The organism is Paractinoplanes abujensis (genome assembly GCF_014204895.1).
In the GTDB taxonomy this organism is placed as follows: domain Bacteria; phylum Actinomycetota; class Actinomycetes; order Mycobacteriales; family Micromonosporaceae; genus Actinoplanes; species Actinoplanes abujensis.
In genome coordinates this window covers 7,548,988-7,567,541 of record NZ_JACHMF010000001.1, presented here as the reverse complement: position 1 = coordinate 7,567,541, position 18,554 = coordinate 7,548,988, and the positions used below count along the sequence as shown (strand labels likewise).

The 18,554-nt window shown below is 70.0% G+C and carries 17 protein-coding genes; 5 read left to right on the top strand and 12 right to left on the bottom strand.

Translation table 11 applies throughout. The features are described from left to right. Positions 1-241 precede the first annotated feature (241 nt). Positions 242-1,048 carry a trehalose-phosphatase gene (gene otsB / locus BKA14_RS34755; protein ID WP_184954992.1) on the top strand — a complete coding sequence of 269 codons (807 nt, stop codon included), beginning with the start codon at positions 242-244 and terminating at the stop codon, positions 1,046-1,048. Here the strand turns inward: otsB and BKA14_RS34750 are convergent, their stop codons facing one another. Genes BKA14_RS34750 through BKA14_RS34730 form a run of 5 tightly spaced genes read right to left on the bottom strand, consistent with a single transcriptional unit; the run spans position 1,049 to position 6,155 of the window. Then, positions 1,049-1,831, bottom strand: a complete 783-nt coding sequence (locus tag BKA14_RS34750; RefSeq protein ID WP_184954991.1) for an isoprenyl transferase — start codon at positions 1,829-1,831, stop codon at positions 1,049-1,051. Positions 1,832-1,863: 32 nt separating this feature from the next. Next, positions 1,864-2,976, bottom strand: a complete 1,113-nt coding sequence (locus tag BKA14_RS34745; protein WP_184954990.1) for an NAD(P)/FAD-dependent oxidoreductase — start codon at positions 2,974-2,976, stop codon at positions 1,864-1,866. A gap of 38 nt (positions 2,977-3,014) precedes the next feature. Then, positions 3,015-3,446, bottom strand: a complete 432-nt coding sequence (locus BKA14_RS34740; protein WP_184954989.1) for a hypothetical protein — start codon at positions 3,444-3,446, stop codon at positions 3,015-3,017. Continuing rightward, positions 3,446-4,303, bottom strand: coding sequence for a hypothetical protein (locus BKA14_RS34735; RefSeq protein ID WP_184954988.1), 858 nt, complete (start codon positions 4,301-4,303; stop codon positions 3,446-3,448). The genes BKA14_RS34740 and BKA14_RS34735 overlap by 1 nt, the downstream gene beginning before the upstream one ends. Positions 4,304-4,325: 22 nt before the next feature. Continuing rightward, entirely contained in the window at positions 4,326-6,155 is a 1,830-nt protein-coding gene (locus tag BKA14_RS34730; RefSeq protein ID WP_184954987.1) for a phosphoenolpyruvate carboxykinase (GTP), read from the bottom strand. A 270-nt stretch (positions 6,156-6,425) separates the two neighbouring features. On the opposite strand from BKA14_RS34730, the gene BKA14_RS34725 reads away from it, so the two are divergent. The 3 genes from BKA14_RS34725 to BKA14_RS34715 are packed head-to-tail and all read left to right on the top strand — an operon-like array spanning position 6,426 to position 8,327. Continuing rightward, positions 6,426-7,184, top strand: a complete 759-nt coding sequence (locus tag BKA14_RS34725) for a sigma-70 family RNA polymerase sigma factor (protein WP_184954986.1) — start codon at positions 6,426-6,428, stop codon at positions 7,182-7,184. Beyond that, positions 7,165-7,779: a GtrA family protein gene (locus BKA14_RS34720; RefSeq protein ID WP_184954985.1), complete on the top strand. Its 615-nt coding sequence runs from the start codon at positions 7,165-7,167 to the stop codon at positions 7,777-7,779. The genes BKA14_RS34725 and BKA14_RS34720 overlap by 20 nt, the downstream gene beginning before the upstream one ends. 26 nt (positions 7,780-7,805) lie before the next feature. After that, positions 7,806-8,327, top strand: coding sequence for a GtrA family protein (locus BKA14_RS34715; protein ID WP_184954984.1), 522 nt, complete (start codon positions 7,806-7,808; stop codon positions 8,325-8,327). Here BKA14_RS34715 and BKA14_RS34710 read toward each other — a convergent pair. From BKA14_RS34710 to BKA14_RS34700, 3 genes are read right to left on the bottom strand one after another with little or no spacing between them, the layout of a single operon-like run. Beyond that, complete coding sequence (locus BKA14_RS34710) at positions 8,296-8,895, bottom strand: PH domain-containing protein (RefSeq protein WP_184954983.1); 600 nt, start codon at positions 8,893-8,895, stop codon at positions 8,296-8,298. The genes BKA14_RS34715 and BKA14_RS34710 overlap by 32 nt on opposite strands. A gap of 4 nt (positions 8,896-8,899) precedes the next feature. Then, the gene (locus BKA14_RS34705; RefSeq protein WP_184954982.1) at positions 8,900-9,751 is read right to left on the bottom strand and encodes a biotin--[acetyl-CoA-carboxylase] ligase; all 852 of its coding nucleotides are present in this window, start codon (positions 9,749-9,751) and stop codon (positions 8,900-8,902) included. 22 nt (positions 9,752-9,773) lie between these two features. Continuing rightward, positions 9,774-10,841 carry a hypothetical protein gene (locus BKA14_RS34700; protein ID WP_184954981.1) on the bottom strand — a complete coding sequence of 356 codons (1,068 nt, stop codon included), beginning with the start codon at positions 10,839-10,841 and terminating at the stop codon, positions 9,774-9,776. 144 nt (positions 10,842-10,985) lie between these two features. Between BKA14_RS34700 and BKA14_RS34695 the strand changes: the two genes are divergently transcribed. Beyond that, entirely contained in the window at positions 10,986-12,548 is a 1,563-nt protein-coding gene (locus tag BKA14_RS34695) for an acyl-CoA carboxylase subunit beta (RefSeq protein WP_184957143.1), read from the top strand. Between the two features lie 59 nt (positions 12,549-12,607). Here BKA14_RS34695 and BKA14_RS34690 read toward each other — a convergent pair whose 3' ends face one another. From BKA14_RS34690 to BKA14_RS45745, 4 genes are all read right to left on the bottom strand, one after another. Then, positions 12,608-13,264 (bottom strand): M50 family metallopeptidase, encoded by a 657-nt coding sequence (locus tag BKA14_RS34690; RefSeq protein WP_184954980.1) that lies wholly within the window; start codon positions 13,262-13,264, stop codon positions 12,608-12,610. Positions 13,265-13,371: 107 nt separating this feature from the next. Further along, the gene (locus BKA14_RS34685; RefSeq protein ID WP_184954979.1) at positions 13,372-14,100 is read right to left on the bottom strand and encodes a M50 family metallopeptidase; all 729 of its coding nucleotides are present in this window, start codon (positions 14,098-14,100) and stop codon (positions 13,372-13,374) included. 24 nt (positions 14,101-14,124) lie between these two features. Continuing rightward, the gene (locus tag BKA14_RS34680) at positions 14,125-14,337 is read right to left on the bottom strand and encodes a hypothetical protein (RefSeq protein WP_184954978.1); all 213 of its coding nucleotides are present in this window, start codon (positions 14,335-14,337) and stop codon (positions 14,125-14,127) included. 63 nt (positions 14,338-14,400) lie between these two features. Further along, a complete protein-coding gene (locus BKA14_RS45745) occupies positions 14,401-18,546 on the bottom strand; it encodes a serine/threonine-protein kinase (protein ID WP_438861924.1) in 4,146 nt (1,381 codons plus the stop codon). Positions 18,547-18,554 lie beyond the last annotated feature (8 nt).

Here is an 18,554-nt window from a genome sequence, read left to right as displayed (position 1 = left end):
CCGGTACGCCCGCGGTCCGCCACCTCCGGCGCCCGTTTCCATGCACGGGGTCGGATTGCGGGGCCCCGTGGCGCACTTGTCGCAGGTCCGGGCCGGCCGGCTGGCTCGGGATGACCCCGTGCCATGACTCAAACGCTAGCGGTCAACTCCGCTACGCGGTAGTACGTAAAAACGGGTGACGCTCAACTCTTGGCTAATTTCTCTGACGTGCATCGGGACGTCCGGCAGGTAATCTGACGACGTGGCACAGACTCCGCGTCCGACCCATCCGCTGAGCATCGACGAGGCCTGGGCGTTCACCGCCGGCAAGGCCGCTTCGACCACCTTCTTCTTCGACTTCGACGGCGTTCTCTCCCCGGTCACCGACGACCCGGACGCCTCGCAGCCCGCACCCGCCGTCCTCGGCGTCCTCGAGCGCCTGGCCGGGGTCGTCCAGCGGGTGGCCATCGTCTCCGCCCGCCCGGTCAGCTTCCTGCGCTCGCGTTTCTCGTCGCTCGAGCACGTGGACCTCTACGGGCTCTACGGCCTCGAGGTGTGGCACGACGGCGAGGTCGTCACCGAGCCCGCCGCGCTGCCCTGGGTGCCCGCGATGGCCGACCTGGCCGAGCGGGCCAAGGCCGAGCTGCCCGCCCCGACGCTGGTGGAATACAAGCGCCTCTCGGTGGCCCTGCACTACCGCACGGCGCCCGCCCTGGCCGCGACGGTCGAGCGCTGGGGCCACGAGCAGGCCGAGAAACTCGGGTTGCGCGTGCAGGGCGGCCGCATGGTCGTCGAGCTCAAGCCCCCGGTCGATCAGGACAAGGGCATGGTCATCACCGAGGGCGTCCGCAACGCCGGGTGCGCGTGGTATTTCGGGGATGACATGTCCGACATCAAGGCGTTCGACGCGCTGCGCGCCCGCGAGGCCGTCGACCCGTCGTTCTTCGGGGTCGCGGTGGCCGTGGCCAACCCCGAGACGGGGGCCGAGGTGTCCAGCGCGGCCGATCTCACGCTGGAGTCGCCCGACGCCGTGGCGGCCTTCCTCACCGAGGGCCTCACGAAGTTCTGATCAGGCTCCGTAACGGCGCTGCCGGTTCCCGTACGACCGCAGCGCCCGCAGGAAATCGATGCGCCGGAAATCGGGCCAGTTGGCGTCGTGGAAGTAGAACTCCGAGTGCGCCGACTGCCAAAGCAGGAAGCCGGAGAGCCGCTGCTCGCCGCTGGTGCGGATGACCAGGTCAGGATCGGGCTGCCCACGGGTGTAAAGGTGCTCGGCGATGTGCTCGACGTCGAGGATCTCGGCCATCTCCTCGATCGTGCGCCCGGCCGCGGCCTGCTCGTGCAGCAGCGAGCGGACCGCGTCGGCGATCTCCCGCCGGCCGCCGTAGCCCACCGCCATGTTGACCTCGACCCCGACCGTACGGTTGCGGGTCCTCTCCTGGGCCGCCTTGAGCGCCACCGCCGTCGGAGCGGGCAGCAGGTCGAGCGCGCCCACCATCCGTAGCCGCCACGGGTTGCCGTCCTCGGCGAGCTCGGTCGCGAGATCCTCGATGATCTTCAGCAGCGGGTCGAGCTCGACAGCCGGGCGACGCAGATTGTCGGTGGCCAGCAGGTAGAGAGTCACGTGCTTGATGCCGGCCTGGTCGCACCAGGTGAGCAACTCCTTGACCCGGGCCGCGCCGACCCGGTGACCGTCGTTGGGGTCGACGAAACCCATCTCGCGGGCCCAGCGGCGATTGCCGTCACACATGACGCCGACGTGCTGGGGCACGGGTTTACCGGCCAGCTTGCCGGCCAGCCGCCGTTCGTACACGCGGTAGAACGGAGTAACAATCAAGGACCGCAGACTCATCGCCTCAAACCCTAGCCCTCACCGGTAGCGACTCAAGGGGTGGCCACATGACGGTGACCCAACCGGGAGACGATGCGCCCGATAGTGCGAAGATCGAAAACCCCGTCACCGAGGCCGAGGTCCACCATCCGGTCGAAAACGGCAGCATCCCGGGCGGCCGCGTCGACCGCGGCGTCGACCACCCGCGACTGACGGGTGAGCAGAGCCGCCAACCCCGAGTGCCGCAGATGCCGGCCGAGTCGCATCCGCAGGGCGCGCCGGTAATCGGTATTCCGCGCGGCTGCCCGCCCGGCCAGGGAACCGGACAGCACCGCATAGAAGATGCCCTCACCGGTGAACGGGTTGATCAGCGACAGCGCATCGCCCGCCAGCAGCACGCGCCCATGCGCCGGCGGCGGACGCCGGGTCGACAGCGGGAGGTGGTGACCCCGGACCGCGGTCGGCGGGTCGAGGCCGGGCAGCAGACGGTCGAGACGTTCCAGCAGGTACGTCCGGGAGAGCGGCTCGCCCCGCAACACCTCGCCGTAGCCGACGTTCGCGGTGCCGTCACCGAGCGGAAACTCCCACGCGTACGCCGGCCAGCGCCGCTCGGTGGTCACGATCACCTGCTCGGTCGTGTTGGCCGTACGGGTGTAGCCGCGGATCGCCATGGCCAGGTGGCCGGGCGGGTTGGCGGGGTGACCGAGCGCCCGCCGCACCACCGACCCGGCGCCGTCGGCCCCGATCAGCATGCGCGCCCGGAACCGGTCGTCGACCGTGACCGCGTCGCCGTCGTCGCGGATGTCGCGCACCGTGTGCTGCCGCAGTTCGGCCCCCGCGGCGACGGCCGCCCGCACGAGCCGCTCGTCGAAAACCCGGCGCGGCACGGTGTGCGCGGCCCGCGGCAGGGGGCGGGCGACCGCGGCGCCACCGGGGGCGACGAGGCGCAGACGATCGACCGGCGGGTAGCCGTCGGTCACGCCGTGCACGCCGAGTTCTTCGAGGACGGTCACGGCCTCGGCCGCGATGCCGTCGCCACAGGTCTTGTCGCGGGGGAAGGCCGCCTTGTCGAGCAGCAGAACGCCGGCCCCTTCACGACGGGCGGCCAGAGCCGCCGCTGCTCCGGCCGGCCCTGCTCCCACTACGGCCACGTCGAACAGTCGCATGTGCTCAGCCCTCCCGCCGATCAGTTCCGGTCGATCTGTCAGGTGCCTTCCCGAAGTTGCTGGTGCAGCTGACCGGCCATGTTCACCGCGACCGAGAACTTGAACACCTGGATCAGGTCCACGTCGAACTTGCCCGTCACGACGGGCGGTGGCACGTAGGCGTAAACGTCGTCATCGCCCAGCGTGAGCCCACGCCGGTGAAACGCGGCCATGGCCAAGGCGCCCAGCAGGTATTCATCCTGGCCGGCCTCGGTGTCCAGTTCGGCGGCCAGCGCGGCGCCGTCCGGCCAGCCCGGATGCAGCTCACCGGTGAGCGTGCTGAGGAACCACCAGGCGCCGTTCTCGTCCTCCAGGAACACATCGCCGAACAGCGAAGTGAACCGAGGACTCTTGCCGTGCAGGTCCAGCCATGACCACGATTCCAGCGCGGCGACGTACTGCTCGCCGCTGAACTGCTTAGTCAGCTCCATCAGGTCATTCGATCATGAGCGGACGCGTCTGCCGGCGCTCTCCCGGCTCGATGCAACGCGTACCAGGTGAGCATCCCGGCCGCCAGAAGCGGCGCGCCGTCGCGGACCAGGCCATCCACCCCCAGCAGGAAGTAGCAGAGCGGCAAGTCCCACACCAGCACAGTCAGGGTCAACCAGCTCAGAGCGCGGCGCGCCGCTGGTTTGCCGCGCAACAGGAAGAAGGTGCACAGCAGCACCGCGTAGCTCACCGCGATGCCCGAGCCCAGCCAGAACAGCACCGCGAGCAGCCACTCCGGACGGTCGCGGAGTTCGCCGAACGAGATCAGGGACGGGACCAGCATCAGCGGGCTGTAGGTGAACGCGGAGATCCGGGCGGTCAGCAGCCAGCCGGTCACTGGCGCGCGCCGGGGGACGGCCTCGCGCACGGAGAGGCCCTCGCGGGTCAGGACCAGGCGGTTGGGATGCCGGACGAGATGCCGGCGAACCACGGGGTGGCGATAAAGCAGCACGACCACGGTGACGCAGAGCAGGAACAGCACCGCGAAACCCAGTACGCCGGGCAAGGGTGGCAGGCCGGAGCGCGGGACGAGCAGGCGGCCCACCGCGAAGACCGTGGTGACGGCCAGGATCAGGCCCAGCGGACGGGCCACGGCCCGGTCCCGGCGGACCTGGCGGATCAGCAGCAGCCAGCCCAGTGTGCGCAGCAGGGCCCAGCCGGTGCGCACCGCGAAGCCGAAGCCGTGCGCGGGGGCGTACCAGTAGTTGAGGATCTCGACCACGACGGTGGCCACGGCCGTGGTGAGCAGCAGGGCGGTCAGCGCGCGCAGCACGCGGGGCCGCCCCGCTTCGATCGTCACATCCGCGGGTTTACCCCACCACTCAGTCCTGCAAGCGTGCCCGCAGCGCGTCCAACTCGGACCACAGGACCGCCGGCAGTTTGTCGCCGATCTTGGTGAACCACTCGGTGACCTGCGGGATCTCGGCCAGCCATTCGTCGCGGTCGACGCGCAGGGCAGCCTCCAGGGCCTCGTCGGACAGGTTCATTCCCGTACGGTCGATGGCCGCGGCCGTGGGCACGTGCCCGATCGCGGTCTCGACCGCCTCGCCCTTGCCGTCGAGCCGCTCCACCACCCATTTGAGGACGCGGCTGTTCTCGCCGAAGCCGGGCCACAGGAAACCGCCGTCGTCGTCGCGCCGGAACCAGTTGACGTAGAAGATCTTGGGAAGTTTGGCGGCGTCGCCCGGGGCGCCCTTGGCCATGTCGATCCAGTGCTGGAAGTAGTCACCGGCGTGGTAGCCGATGAACGGCAACATCGCCATCGGGTCGCGGCGCACCACGCCGACCTGCCCGACCGCGGCCGCGGTGGTCTCGCTGGACAGGGTCGCGCCCAGATAGACGCCGTGCACCCAGTCGCGGGCCTCGGTGACCAGCGGAATCGTCGTCTTGCGGCGACCGCCGAAGAGGATCGCGTCGATCGGCACACCACGCGGGTCGTGGTATTCATCGGCCAGGATCGGGCACTGCTCGATGGGCGTGCAGAAGCGGCTGTTGGGGTGGCTCGACGGGGTGTCCGAGCCGGGGGTCCAGTCCTCGCCGCGCCAGGAGCGCAGGTGCGCCGGCGGCTCACCCATGCCCTCCCACCAGATGTCGCCGTCGTCGGTCAGGGCCACGTTGGTGAAGACGGAGTTGCCGCGGGCCAGCGTGCGCATGGCGTTGGGGTTCGTGTGGAAATCGGTGCCCGGCGCCACGCCGAACAGGCCGAACTCCGGGTTGGTGGCCCACAGCCGGCCGTCTTCGCCGAACCGCATCCAGGCGATGTCGTCGCCGACCGTCTCCACCTTCCAGCCGGGCAGGGTGGGTTCGAGCATGGCCAGGTTGGTCTTGCCGCAGGCCGAGGGGAACGCGCCGGCGATGTAGCGGACCTGGCCCTCGGGTGAGGTCAGCTTCATGATCAGCATGTGTTCGGCCAGCCACCCCTCGTCGCGGGCGGCCACGCTGGCGATCCGCAACGCGTAGCACTTCTTGCCGAGCAGCGAGTTGCCGCCGTAACCCGAGCCGAAGGACCAGATCTCGCGGGTCTCGGGGAAGTGCGAGATGTATTTGATCTCGTTGCAGGGCCAGGCCACGTCGGCCTGACCGGGTTCGAGCGGCGCCCCCACCGAGTGCAGCGCGGGCACGAAGTCGGCGTCGTCACCCATCGCCTCGAGCACGGCGCTGCCCATCCGCGTCATGATGCGCATGCTGGCCACCACATACGGGCTGTCGGTGAGCTCGACGCCGAACATCGGTTGCGGCGCGTCGAGCGGGCCCATGCAGAACGGGATGACGTACATCGTCCGGCCGCGCATGCACCCCCGATACAGCTCAGTCATCGTCGCCTTCATCTCAGCCGGATCGGTCCAGTTGTTGGTGGGCCCGGCGTCGGCCTCGTCGACCGAGCAGATGAACGTGCGCTCCTCGACCCGGGCCACGTCACCGGGGTCGGTGCGGGCCCAGAAGGAGTTCGGCTTCTTCTCGGGGTCGAGACGCACGAGCGCACCCGCCTCGACCAGGGAATCCGTGATCTCGTTCCACTCGTCCGGCGACCCGTCGCACCAGACGATGCGGTCGGGGGTGGTGAGGGCGGCGGTCTCCTCGATCCAGGCGAGGAGGCGACGGTGCTCGGTGGGCTGCGGCAAGGCGGTTCTCCTTCGGTCGGCATTGACCAATGACCACAAAGGCCGGTAGGAGCCGGCCTGGGTCTTGGGTGGAGTGCGCTCAGCCTAGGCGGCACACACGTTCAGTTCATAGGCAGTAGCTGTGGATAACCACACAATCTTCGGCTTCCGTGCGCACGAACGATCGATCCTTCGCAGAACGACGCAGTTCCGCGCAAGAGCACCGCTGGGCGCCCTCGGCTCGACTTTCGCAAAACGGACCTAACGGCTTAAGCTGGTTGGTATCGGGCTTTCCTCTTACTCCCGCCGCAGGAGGCAGGAATGACGATGCCGGACCACGACCCACCGGACACCGACCTGTTGGCCGCCGTCCGGGCCGGCGACACCGCGGCGTACGGGACCCTGTACGAGCGGCACCGCGGGCCGGCCCGCCAATTGGCGTACGGACTGGTCAGCGACCCGGCCGACGTCGACGACCTGGTGGCCGAGACGTTCGTCAAGGTATTCGCCTCCCTGCGAGCCGGCCGCGGCCCCCTGGTCGCCTTCCGTGCCTACCTGCACACGACCATGCGGCACGTCTGTTACCACCGGGCCCGGCGAGACCGGCGGCTCGAATTCACCGACGATCTGTCCCGGTACGACGAGGGCCAGCCCTACACCGACCCGGCGCTCGACCGGCTGGAACGCACGTACGCGGCGGCCGCGTTCCGCCAGTTGCCGGAGCGCTGGCGTGACGTGTTGTGGCAGACGGCCGTTGAAGGGAACAGCCCAGCCGAGGTCGCCGGGATGCTCGGCATGACGCCCAACGCGGTGGCGGTGCTGGCCCACCGCGCGCGGGAAGGGCTGCGCAGCCTTTATCTGCAGCAGCACGTGACGACGGCCGAGCACCCGGAATGCCGGTGGGCCGGCGACCGGCTCGGGGTCCACCTGCGCGGGCGCCTCGCCCCGCGGGACAGCAATCGAATGCGCGTACATCTGAGGTGGTGCAGTGAGTGCCGGAAGAGAGTTGCGGAGATCGCCGAGATCAGCGAGATCCACCCTCCGTACCGGCAACGTCACCATGCGAGGTCCAGCGGTTAAGACTCGCCAACGAAAACAGCGGTCAGTGACTGCCCCCGGTACGCTCGAAAACGTGCCCGAAGAATCAGCGACGCAGCCGACCGGCCTGCGTCCCCGGTTACGGGCACTGTTTCGCGAGCTGGGCAAATTCGGCACCGTGGGCGGCATCGCCTTCGCGATCGACGTCGCGATCTTCAACGTGCTGCTGCAGTCCGGCTTCGAGACCCTGATCGCCAAGACCATCTCGACCGTCATCGCGACCACGTTCGCGTTCGCGGGCAACCGGTTCTGGACGTGGCGTGATCGCGCCCACGCCCACATGGCCCGGCAGTACACGATGTTTTTCGTGCTCAACGCCATCGGCCTCGGCATCGGTCTGGCCTGCCTGGCGATCAGTCACTACGGTCTCGGCCAGCTCTCGCCGATCTTCCAGACCCAGCTCGCGGACAACATCTCCGGTCAGCTGGTCGGCACCGCCGCCGGCTCGCTGTTCCGTTTCTGGTCGTATCGCCGGTTCGTCTTCCCGGCCACGACCCCGCCGGGCGCGCCCTCACGACAGGAGCACCGGGCGGCCGGTGTGACACCGCCGCCATCCCCCGTTCGTGACACGGCGTAACTGCCCCTCTCCCGTAAGGTTGCCCCATGCCTTCAGCACGTGAGCTGACGGACCACCTGCGCCGTCTCGCCCCGGAAGTTCTCGCTTTCGGGGTGATCGGTGCCGGTAACACGCTGCTCTACATGGCGATCACCTGGGTCGCGCTGCCCATCGGCGCGGTCAAGGCGAGCGTCATCGCCACCGTGGTCACCACCACCCTGGCGTACATCGCGAACCGGTACTGGACCTACCGCAACCACAGCCGCACCGCGCTGCGGCGGGAGTACACGCTGTTCTTCGGCTTCAACCTCGTCGGCATGGTCATCCAGTCCGGTTCGATCGCCATCGGCAAATACGGCTTCGGCCTGACCGAGCAGCACGACGAGGTCGCCTTCATGGCCGTCACCCTGATCGGCATCGTGATCGCCACGGTGTTCCGATTCTGGGCGTACCGCACGTTCGTCTTCCTCAAGCCGCCCGTCGACGGTCACGAGGCCGACCTCACCGAGCTCGACGCGGTGGCCGGCCTGGCCGAGATCAGCGCCGAGGATCCGCAGCCTTCCCGTTAGCCGCGGGCTTCCTCCGGAAAAACCCTTTCCGCTGTACGGGTACCTCCGGCTCGGCCTCCTCCTCCTCGTCCTCCGGGTGCCGGACGCGGTCCTGCTCGATCAGCTCGTAGAGCAACGTCTGCACGCTCTGAGCACGGGGCACGGCGGCCAGGATCACGGCCTGCTCGCCGATCGAGTCGACCTTGAGGGTGCCCGAGCCGAACAGGCGATCGAGCACCGACTGGGTCACCACGTGATCGTTGATCCGGTTGAGCGGCAGGTCCCGCCGCTCCCGGGCGATCACACCGTCCTGCAGCAGGATGCGCTCGTCGGTCAGCACATAATGGGTGCACCGCCAGATCACCAGCGGCGCCACCCCGTAGCGCAGGCCCTGGTAGAGCATGATGGCCGCCACCACGAGAAACGCGATCAGCCCACCCTCGGTGCTGGGCAGCATCACCCAGGCCCCGGCGGTCACCACGACCGCGAGCAGCACGAGCAGACCGGGGCGCAGGGCCGCCTTCCAATGGGGATGCAGGTGCAGGACGAGTTCTTCCTCGTCGGCCAGCACTTCGTCCGGGAACGCCACGCGGTCAGCGTACGTGCAGCACGTCACCCGCCGAGACGCGATGCACGGCACCGTCCGCCGTCCGGACGACCAATTGGCCGTCCCGGTCCACCTCGATCGCCTCGCCGGTGAGCGGTTCGCCCGCGGGCAGCAGGACCCGCACCTGACGGCCGATCGTGGCGCAACCCCGCCGGTACGCCGCGAGCAGGCCGGACATCTCCGCGTCGCCGCCCGCCTCGCGCCAGCCCGCATACCAGGCGGCCAAGCCGCGCAGCAGGGCCCGCAGCAGCGGGTCACGGTCCGTGACGGCCGCACCGGCCAGCCGGAGTGACATCGCGGGCAGCCCGGTGGTCTCCGGCAACTCCTCGGCGCGGGTCGTCACGTTGAGCCCGATGCCCACCACCACGGCGTCGCCCGCCACCTCGGCCAGGATGCCGGCGCACTTCCCGTCGTTCACCAGCAGATCGTTGGGCCACTTGAGGGCGGTCTCGACCTCGGCCACCCGCTCCACGGCCTCCCGCAGGGCCACCCCGGCCAGCAGCGGCAGCCAGGCGAACGAACCCGGGGTCAGGGCGGCCCACTCGCGCTCACGGTCGGCCTGACCGGGCCGGAGCAGCACACTCACCGTGAGACCGGCGCGGGCGGGCGACGTCCACTGCCGGTCGCGTCGCCCACGGCCCGCGGTCTGCTGCTCGGCCACGACGACCAGACCCTCCGGTTCACCCCGGGTGGCCGCCGCGGCGGCGTCGGCGTTGGTCGAAGCGGTCTCGGTGCGCAGGTCGAGCCGGGACCACAGACTGCCCGGGGTCACGAGCGCACGCGTGAGGGAACGCTCGGAGAGCGGGGGCCGGTCGAGATCCATGAACGGCGAAGCCATGGGCCGAGACTAGCGCCGGGGCTCAGCGCGGCGGCGGTTCGGCCGCGTGACGGCTCACGTACATCGTGGTGCTGCGGTCGGGCGGCTCCACCGACGGGCGCGGCCGCGGGCGGGGCCGGCGACGGCTGTGCGGGGCCAGATCCTCGGTCACCGCGGCGAACATCTGCGTGGACTCGGCGCGGCGACGGCGTGGCGCCGACTCGTTCTCGGTCCGCCATTCGCGGGCCGCCGGCTCCTGGTATTTGTCGTCGCGGGCCGACCAGTTCCGGGGCAGGCGGACGCGGTTGGCCCGGTCGCGGTCGTTGAGCGGCGCCCGGTCGCGGCGCTTGCGCACAGGCGGCATCGCGGAGACGACCTCGGTCGGCTCGTGCTCCACCGGGGCGAGGTCGAAGCCGGTGGACGGCTCGTAGTCGGGGACCGCGGGCAGGCGCTCGACGGCCATGGGCCAGCCGTAACCCTTGGCCGAGGGCTCCGGGTCGGGCTCCAGGTCCACGGGAATCGGCGTCCAGTACTCACCGGCCGGGGGCTCCTCGGGGACGTGCCGGTATTCGGGGCGGACCCAGCCCTCGACACGGTGGCCGAAGCGTTCCCCGCTGTACGCGGGTGCGGGCACGTCCTCGACGTCGTCCAGCACGAGCCGCAACGCGGGTTCGAGCTCGTGCGGCTCCGGCTGGTACGGCTCGGGCTCGTACGGTTCGGGCTCGTAGGGCTGGGGGTCGTACGGTTCGGCCTCGTACGGGTCCGGCTCGTAGTCGAGGAACGGCTCCTCGACGGGCTCATCCCCGTACGGGAAAAGGTCTTGATCCTCGGCGTGCAGCTCGCGCGGCCGGTCCTCGTAAGGGATCTCCGCGCGCTGCTCGTCCTCCTCAGTCAGGCCGACCTCCTCGGCGGGGAGAAGAGCAGCCGGCTCGGCCGACCGGTTGTGCCGGCGGTTGCCTCGCCCACGACGTGACGAGGGCTGGATGTCGGCCTCGGCGTTGCCCCGGGCCCGCCGCCCGCCTCCGCCGAAGAGCACGGTTCGGAAGCAGATCAGCGTGGCCAGCCCTCCGGCGATGAGGGCGATACCGGCCGCGGTCATCCAGTTCGTCACGACACAGGTAACGAATGGGGCATTGCGTGCGAAACGCGCACGGCCCGCCACGACCTCTGGTAGCGCACTACGATCATTTACTGACGAGTAGACCCTCGGGAAGCGTGAGGAACGAGCGTGACCACCCACCAGGACGACGACGTCGTGGCCGACATCCACACCACCGCCGGCAAGCTCGCTGACCTCGAAAGACGCACGAGTGAGGCGGTGCACGCGGGATCCGCCCGCGCGGTCGAGAAGCAACACGCCCGCGGCAAGAAGACAGCCCGCGAGCGGATCGAGATGCTGCTCGACGAAGGCTCGTTCGTCGAGCTCGACGAGCTGGCCCGGCACCGCTCGACCAACTTCGGCCTGGACAAGAACCGCCCGTACGGGGACGGGGTGGTCACCGGCTACGGCACAGTCGACGGCCGGCAGGTCTGCGTCTTCTCCCAAGACTTCACGATCTTCGGCGGCTCGCTGGGCGAGGTCTTCGGCGAAAAAATCGTCAAGGTGCTCGACCTGGCCATGAAGATCGGCTGCCCGATCATCGGGATCAACGACTCCGGCGGCGCGCGCATCCAAGAAGGCGTGGTCGCACTCGGCCTCTACGCCGACATCTTCTTCCGCAACGTGCGGGCCAGCGGCGTCATCCCGCAGATCTCGCTGATCATGGGCCCGTGCGCGGGCGGCGCGGTCTACTCCCCCGCGATCACCGACTTCACCGTGATGGTCGACCAGACGTCGCACATGTTCATCACCGGCCCCGACGTGATCAAGACGGTCACCGGCGAAGAGGTCGGCATGGAGGAACTGGGCGGCGCCCGCACGCACAACACACGCAGCGGAAACGCGCACTACCTGGCGTCCGACGAGGACGACGCGATCGACTACGTGCGCGCGCTGCTGTCCTACCTGCCGTCCAACAACCTGGACGACCCCACGATCTTCGACGATTCCTCCCCCTCGTCGCTCACGGATGACGACCGGGCCCTCGACACCCTGATCCCGGATTCGGCCAATCAGCCGTACGACATCAAGAAGGTCGTCGAGACGGTGGTGGACGACTTCCTCGAAGTGCAGCCGCTCTACGCGCAGAACATCGTGGTCGGGTTCGGCCGGGTCGAAGGGCGCCCGGTCGGTGTGGTGGCCAACCAGCCCATGCACTTCGCGGGCACACTCGACATCGCAGCCTCCGAGAAGGCAGCCCGCTTCGTCCGTACGTGCGACGCCTTCAACATTCCCGTGGTGACCTTCGTCGACGTGCCGGGATTCCTGCCGGGCACCTCGCAGGAATGGGAGGGCATCATCCGGCGGGGAGCCAAGCTCATCTACGCGTACGCCGAGGCCACGGTGCCCAAGGTCACGGTGATCACGCGCAAGGCGTACGGCGGGGCCTACGACGTGATGGGCTCCAAGCACCTCGGCGCCGACCTCAACTTCGCCTGGCCCACAGCCCAGATCGCGGTGATGGGGGCCCAAGGCGCGGTCAACATCCTCTACCGCGGTGACCTGGCCGCGGCCGACGACCCGGCGGCGCGGCGGGCCGAGCTGATCCAGGAATACGAGGACACGCTGGCCAACCCGTACATCGCGGCCGAACGGGGTTACGTGGACGCGGTCATCCGGCCGTCGGAAACCCGGGCTCAGATCACCCGGGCGTTGCGGACGCTGCGCACCAAACGGGAGACGCTTCCGCCCAAGAAGCACGGCAACATTCCGCTCTGATCCCCGCCCCCCGCTTCGACCGGCCTCAGATCGGGTTGTGCGTTTCGCTTCGACCGGCCTCAGATCGGGTTGCGCAGCAGCAGCACGCCTCCGTAGAGCAGGGCGGCCATCGAGCCGAGCCAGAACAACGCCACGAAGAACGCGCTGGACAGACCGGTGTGCGTGCTGAGCACCCCGGTGTCGGCCTCGGCGCCGGTCGTCCAGGCGCGATACAGCTCGGGGATCTGCCGCACACCACCCATCAGCAGAAACCAGACCCAGATGTACGCGAACACGAGCTGATGCTCCGGCGTGCCACGCATGGCCACGGCCCACAACGCGGCCCCGGTGAGCGGCACGGCGATCAGCCCGAAGAAGTTGCGGACCATGAGCAGCAGGATGGCGACCAGCACGAGCGACATGAGCAGGACCGCGCGCGGCGAGACGTCGTGCACCAGCATCCACGCGCCGGCCAGGCCGAACAGTGACGGGCCCAGATAACCGCCGAGGAACGAGAAGAGGATCGCGAACCAACCGCCACCCTTGCCGAACCCGGTCGAACCGCCGCCTCCGCCCTCGACCGTGACGCGCTTGATCGCCCGGCCGAACAGGACGCCGAACAGAGCGTGACCACCCTCGTGCGCGATGGTGATGGCGTGCGTGGTGGCCTTCCACATCGGCACGGCCGCCACGAATGCCACGATCGCCGTCGTCCACGCCAAGCCCTGACCAGCCATGTTCCGGAAGCTAGTTCGGCCGCCGCATCCGCCCTATCGACCGTTGAGACGACTCGGTCCGGCTCGAACCGTGTCCGGGGCCCAGGTCGGTCGTGTCGGAGGCCGGCTCAGACGGTGTCCGGCAGCCACTGGCCGGCCAGCAGGAAGGCGCCGGCCGCGACGGCGACCAGATTGACGATCAGGAAGAAGCCGACCCAGAACAGGGCCGGCACGTGCGTGATGTGAGCCAGCTGGTCGGCGTCGGACTCCGGCATCCGGCCCCGGCGGCGCAGAGCCTGCAGCTCGAAAACCGGGCGCACACCGCCGAACAGCAGGAACCAGACCCCCGCGTACGCGAAAGCGGCCTGCACCTCGTCGGAAGCCCACCAGGAAACGGCGAAGACGATCGCCCCCGTGATGACCAGCGACAAGACGCCGAACAGGTTCCGAATGTTGATCAGCATGAGCAGCAGCAACGCGACGGCCAGCCAGAGCAGCAGCGTGATCCGGTTGCCGCCGAGCAGCCAGGCGCCGAGCACACCGACCAGCGACGGGGCGATGTAGCCGCCCAGCAAGGTGAGCATCATGCCCGGCCCGGTCGGTCGGCCCGACGACAACGTGAGGCCGGACGTGTCGAACTCCAGCCGGATGCCGCGCAGGCGACGACCGGTCAACAGTGCGAACAGGGCATGACCACCCTCGTGGGCGATCGTGACGGCGTTGCGGGCCACCCGCCAGACCGGCCGGAACGACACTGCCAGAAAACCGGCCAGAGCGGTGAGCAGCACCAGCAGACCGGGCGGATCCGGCTGCGCGCCGAGCAGCTTGTCCCAGAAGTCAGTCACACCGTCGATCACAGCGCGGAACTGTATCCGATCCGGCTATGCCCTCCGGCGCGCCACCGGCTCGACAGCCTCCGCGGGCTTGGCCAGCAGACGGGTGGCGAACACACCCCCGGCGGCCACCGCCAGCACGGCAACGATCGAAATCATCACCAGCGCGCCCGCCGCAACAGTCAGAAAGACCAGGTCAGCCAGGGCCACCAGCAACCAGAGAACCAGTGTCGGCTTACTGCCGTAGCGTCGGCAGTTCATGTCGCACCTCCGTCCGTGACACAAGATGAATTACCCATTCATCTCCGTTGTCACTCCCCGGAGTCACTTCTTGGGCTGAAAACCCTCGTAGATCAGGTTCAAATCGGCCAGTGAGGACTTCCAGTCCTCGGGCGAGACATACCAAGAGATCGAGTACGCCTGCTTGTCGCTGACGATGATGTTGCGCTTCACCGCGTGCTGCCGGTTGCCCGAGGTCGTGGTGTAGAAGAACTCCCAGTCGACGGTCTGCTTGAAGTAATCCTTCACCTCGACCATCTTGACCTTCTCGTAGCTCCGGTAGGACGAGCCGACCCGGGTCCGCTCCTGCTCCTGATAGTCCTTGAGGGCGTCGCCCTTGGGCTTACTGGTCTGGTCGATCAGCAGATAACGGTTGCTCCAGCGGACGCTGATCTCGCTGTCCGACCGCGAGATGCGGGCGCTCTTGGGCAGCGGGATCTTGAAGCCGGTGCTGTCCGAGTGCATCTCCCACGTCGACGGCAGACTCAGTGCGGGCGTCGTCGCGGGCGCTGACGCGGGTGTCGTCGCAGGGGCCTTCGTTGTGGCCGCGGCCGACGGGCTCGCCGTGCTGCCACCACCGGCTGCGGCCGCGCTGGGCGGCGGGGCCGCGCCGGTCTGGCCCCGGTCGCCGCCGTCGTCACCGAAGGACTGGCCGATCAGGACCGCCACCAGCACGATGACCAGCAGAATGACACCGCCGCCGATGGCGGCCTGGCCGTACGTGAGCCGGGTGCCGAAAACCGTGATGCCGGGCGTGGGGCCGTGCGGCATGGGGGCCCAGGCCGGGCGGCTCGGGCGGCTGAAGGCGGGGACCGGCGTCAGGACGTCGTCCTCGGCCTCTCCCGTGGGCGCCGGGTCAGCGATCTTGGTGGTCCGGTCGGCCAGGGCGGCGGCCGCGAGGGTGGTCGTGGCGTCCACATCCGCCGCGGCCTTCTTGGTGGTTTCCGCCTCGGCCCGGCCGGCCGCCTTCGCGTCTTGGGGCGCGGCCTTCTCGTCCTTGTCCTCGCCCTCCGCGAGGATGCCGGGCGTGGCGTCGCTCTTCGCGGGCGTGGCCTCGTCCGTCGCCTCAGCGGGTACGGCTGCGGCGGCACTTTCCGCGCTGCCCGGCCGCTTCGTGGGCTCGGTCTTGGCGGGCGTGGTCTTGGCCGGCTTGGACTTGGCCGACTTGGACTTGGCCGGTTTGTCCCCGGTTGGCGCAGCTTTGGCCGGCGTGGTCGCGGCGGCTTCGGCTGGCGTGGTCGTTGCGGCCGTGACCGGCGTGGTCGCTGCGGCCGTGACCGGCGTGATCGTCGACGCCTGGAGCGGCGTAGTCGTCGCCGGCTTGACCCGCGTGGTCGTCGACTCCTGGGGCGGCGTAGTCGTCGACGGCTTGACCGACGTGGTCGCCGACGGCTTGACCGACGTGGTCGCCGACGGCTTGACCGACGTGGTCGTCGCCGCCTTGGCCGACGTGGTCTCGGCGGGCACAGGCTCAGCCGGCTCGCCCTCGCTCGGCGGGTTGTCGGACGGTGCGTCCTCGGCGTTTGCCGACCCGTCCCCGACCGACGTGGTCTTTGCGGACGCGGACTGGGCCGGCTCACCATCGACCGGCGTGCTGTCGGCCGACGTGTCCCCGTCAAGCGTCGGATCGGCGGACGCAGTCTCACCCGCGACAACTGTGCTTCCGGTCGACGCGTCTCCGGCCACCGCCGACCGGGCGGACGCAGGCTTGGCCGGCTCACCGTCGACCGGCGTGCTGTCGGCCCGCGCGTCACCCTCGGGCGTCGTCGTCGCGGACCGAGCGGACTCGTCCTTGCTCGGCTGGTCGCTGGTCGACGCGTCTGCGGTGGGCGCGGAATCGGCCGGCTCGCTCGCGGCCGACGCGGACTCGTCTTCGACCGAGGTAACGCCGGCCGGCGCACTCTCAGCCTGCGCCGTCTTGGCCGATGCGTCCCCCGTCGACGGCGTTCCGGACGGTTTCGACTTCGCGGAGGCACTCTCAACCGGCTCGGCCTCGGCCGGCGTCGGCTTGGCCGACTCGCCTCCGGCCGCGGTCGTCCCGATCAGCGTCGGCTTGACCGAATCGCCCTGGGCCGCCGTCGACTTGACCGGCGTGGAGTCGACCGGCGCGGACTTGGCCGGCACCGACTTGGCCGGCGTGGACTTGGCCGCCGTGGACTTGGCCGAATCACTTTCGACCGGCTTGTCCCTGGCGGGTGTCAGCTTGGCCGGGCTCACCACCTGCGTCGCGTCCTGCGGCGCGGGCCTCGTCTGAGCCGGGCTCACGACCTGGGTCGCCTCCGGAACGACCGGCTTCGCCTGAGCAGGGGACGGCTTCTGCGGCGGTTCCGTGATCCTGGTGGTCCGGTCGACCGGCTCCGAGATCTTCGTTGTCTTGTCGGCGGTGTCACCGGCCGGGACGGGCGGCGCGGCCTTGGCTGCGGGCGGCTTCGGCGTCGACTCGGACGGCGGCTTGGCCGGCAACGCGATCCGAGTCGTCGGGTCGGCCCCGGGCTTGTCGTGCTTGCTTTCCTTGGGCAGCCCGTCCGCCCCGACCCGCGGCAGCAGGGCCGTCGCGTCGGCCAGGGACCGCTCGTGCTCGGGGGCGGCCTTCCTCCGGCGGTTCGCGGCGACGTCGGCCGCCGTGAATCCGGCCTGCGCGCCCCTCGACGTACGGGAAAGGCCGCCGCCCACCGCGGAACCGGGCGGACCGACAACGGTAGTGCGGTCGTCCTGCACCGGTGGACCGTCGACCCGGGTGGCATCAATCCGCGAGCCGTCGACCCGAGTCGCATCAATCCGCGGGCCGTCGACCCGAGTGGCATCAATTCGCGAGCCGTCGACCCGAGTGGCGTCGATCTGCGGGCCGTCCACGCGCGTGGCGTCCAGGCGCGGGGCGTCGACCTTGGGGCCGTCGACGCGCGTGGGCGTCTCCGCCGCGGGCCGGCGACGGGCCGGGGGCTCGGTGGTGCGGCCATGAACGGGCGGCTCGGGCGCGCGGCCCCGGGCGGGCGGCTCGGGCGTACGGCCGCGAACGGGCGGCTCGGGCGTACGGCCCCGGGCGGAGGGCTCGGGCGTACGGCCCCGGACAGGTGGCTCGGGCGTACGGCCTCGGACAGGTGGCTCGGGCGTACGGCCTCGGACAGGTGGCTCGGGCGTGGAGCGGCCGACCGGGGCCTTGCCCGGCGCGAAGATCGGCGGCGGCCCCTCGCCGGCCCCCGGGCGACCCGGAGTGATCGGAGGCTGACCCGGCGGAATCGACGGCCGGGCGACCGGCGGCCGCGGACCGGGCACAACCGGAGTCGCGGAAGTGCCCCCGGTCAGCGCCGAACGGTCACGACCCACGCCGGGGCGGCGCATCGTCGGGCTCATCGGGAAGCTCAACTTGGACCGGCGGCCGGCCGCGCGGAGCAGCAGACGCTCGGCCTCCTCGGCGTTGATGCGATGCGTCGGGTCCTTGCGGAGCAGACCGTTGAGCACCGGCTTCAGCGGGCCGGCGTTACGCGCGGGCGGCGGGTTCTCGGTGGCCAGCGCGGCCAGGGTGGCGATCGCGGAGGGGCGGGCGAACGGCGACGACCCCTCGACCGCGGCGTACAGCGTGGCGCCGAGCGACCACAGGTCGGCCGCGGGCCCGGCGGAACCGTCGCGAGCCCGCTCGGGCGCGATGTAGGCCGGGGAACCGAGCACCAGACCCGTACGCGTGACGTTGGGGTCGCCCGGCACAGTGGCCAGGCCGAAGTCGGTGAGCACGACGCGCCCGTCCGCGCCGATCAGCACATTGCCCGGCTTGACGTCGCGGTGCACGACACCGGCGCGGTGGGCGGCGCGCAACGCGTTGAGCACGCCGAGGCCGATCTCCGCCGACCGTACGGGACTGAACGGACCGTCCGCGGCCAGCGTGTCCTGCAACGAGCGGGACGGCACGTACTCCATGACGATCCACGGGTCGGCGTCGGTGCGCAGCACGTCGAACACGCGAACCACGTTGATGTTGTTGAGCCGGGCGATCGCGCGCGCCTCCCGCAGCGACCGCTCACGCATCTCCTGCCGCTCACCAGGGGTCAGCCCGGGCGGAGGCACCAGTTCCTTGATGGCGACCTCACGGTGCAGGACGACATCGGTCGCCCGCCAGACACGACCCATCCCGCCCTGACCGAGCGGCGCGACAAGCCGGTAACGGTCAGCGACTACGAGCGGGGGAGAGGAAGACATCACGGAGA

Bases quoted from the DNA above. Each gene is read 5' to 3' on its own strand.
- BKA14_RS34720 (WP_184954985.1), top strand. From the start codon at position 7,165: ATGCGAGGTCCAGCGGTTAAGACTCGCCAACGAAAACAGCGGTCAGTG.
- BKA14_RS34680 (WP_184954978.1), bottom strand. From the start codon at position 14,337: ATGAACTGCCGACGCTACGGCAGTAAGCCGACACTGGTTCTCTGGTTG.
- BKA14_RS34690 (WP_184954980.1), bottom strand. From the start codon at position 13,264: ATGGCTGGTCAGGGCTTGGCGTGGACGACGGCGATCGTGGCATTCGTG.
- BKA14_RS34745 (WP_184954990.1), bottom strand. From the start codon at position 2,976: ATGCGACTGTTCGACGTGGCCGTAGTGGGAGCAGGGCCGGCCGGAGCA.
- BKA14_RS34750 (WP_184954991.1), bottom strand. From the start codon at position 1,831: ATGAGTCTGCGGTCCTTGATTGTTACTCCGTTCTACCGCGTGTACGAA.
- BKA14_RS34725 (WP_184954986.1), top strand. From the start codon at position 6,426: ATGACGATGCCGGACCACGACCCACCGGACACCGACCTGTTGGCCGCC.
- BKA14_RS34705 (WP_184954982.1), bottom strand. From the start codon at position 9,751: ATGGCTTCGCCGTTCATGGATCTCGACCGGCCCCCGCTCTCCGAGCGT.
- BKA14_RS34740 (WP_184954989.1), bottom strand. From the start codon at position 3,446: ATGGAGCTGACTAAGCAGTTCAGCGGCGAGCAGTACGTCGCCGCGCTG.
- BKA14_RS45745 (WP_438861924.1), bottom strand. From the start codon at position 18,546: ATGTCTTCCTCTCCCCCGCTCGTAGTCGCTGACCGTTACCGGCTTGTC.
- BKA14_RS34715 (WP_184954984.1), top strand. From the start codon at position 7,806: ATGCCTTCAGCACGTGAGCTGACGGACCACCTGCGCCGTCTCGCCCCG.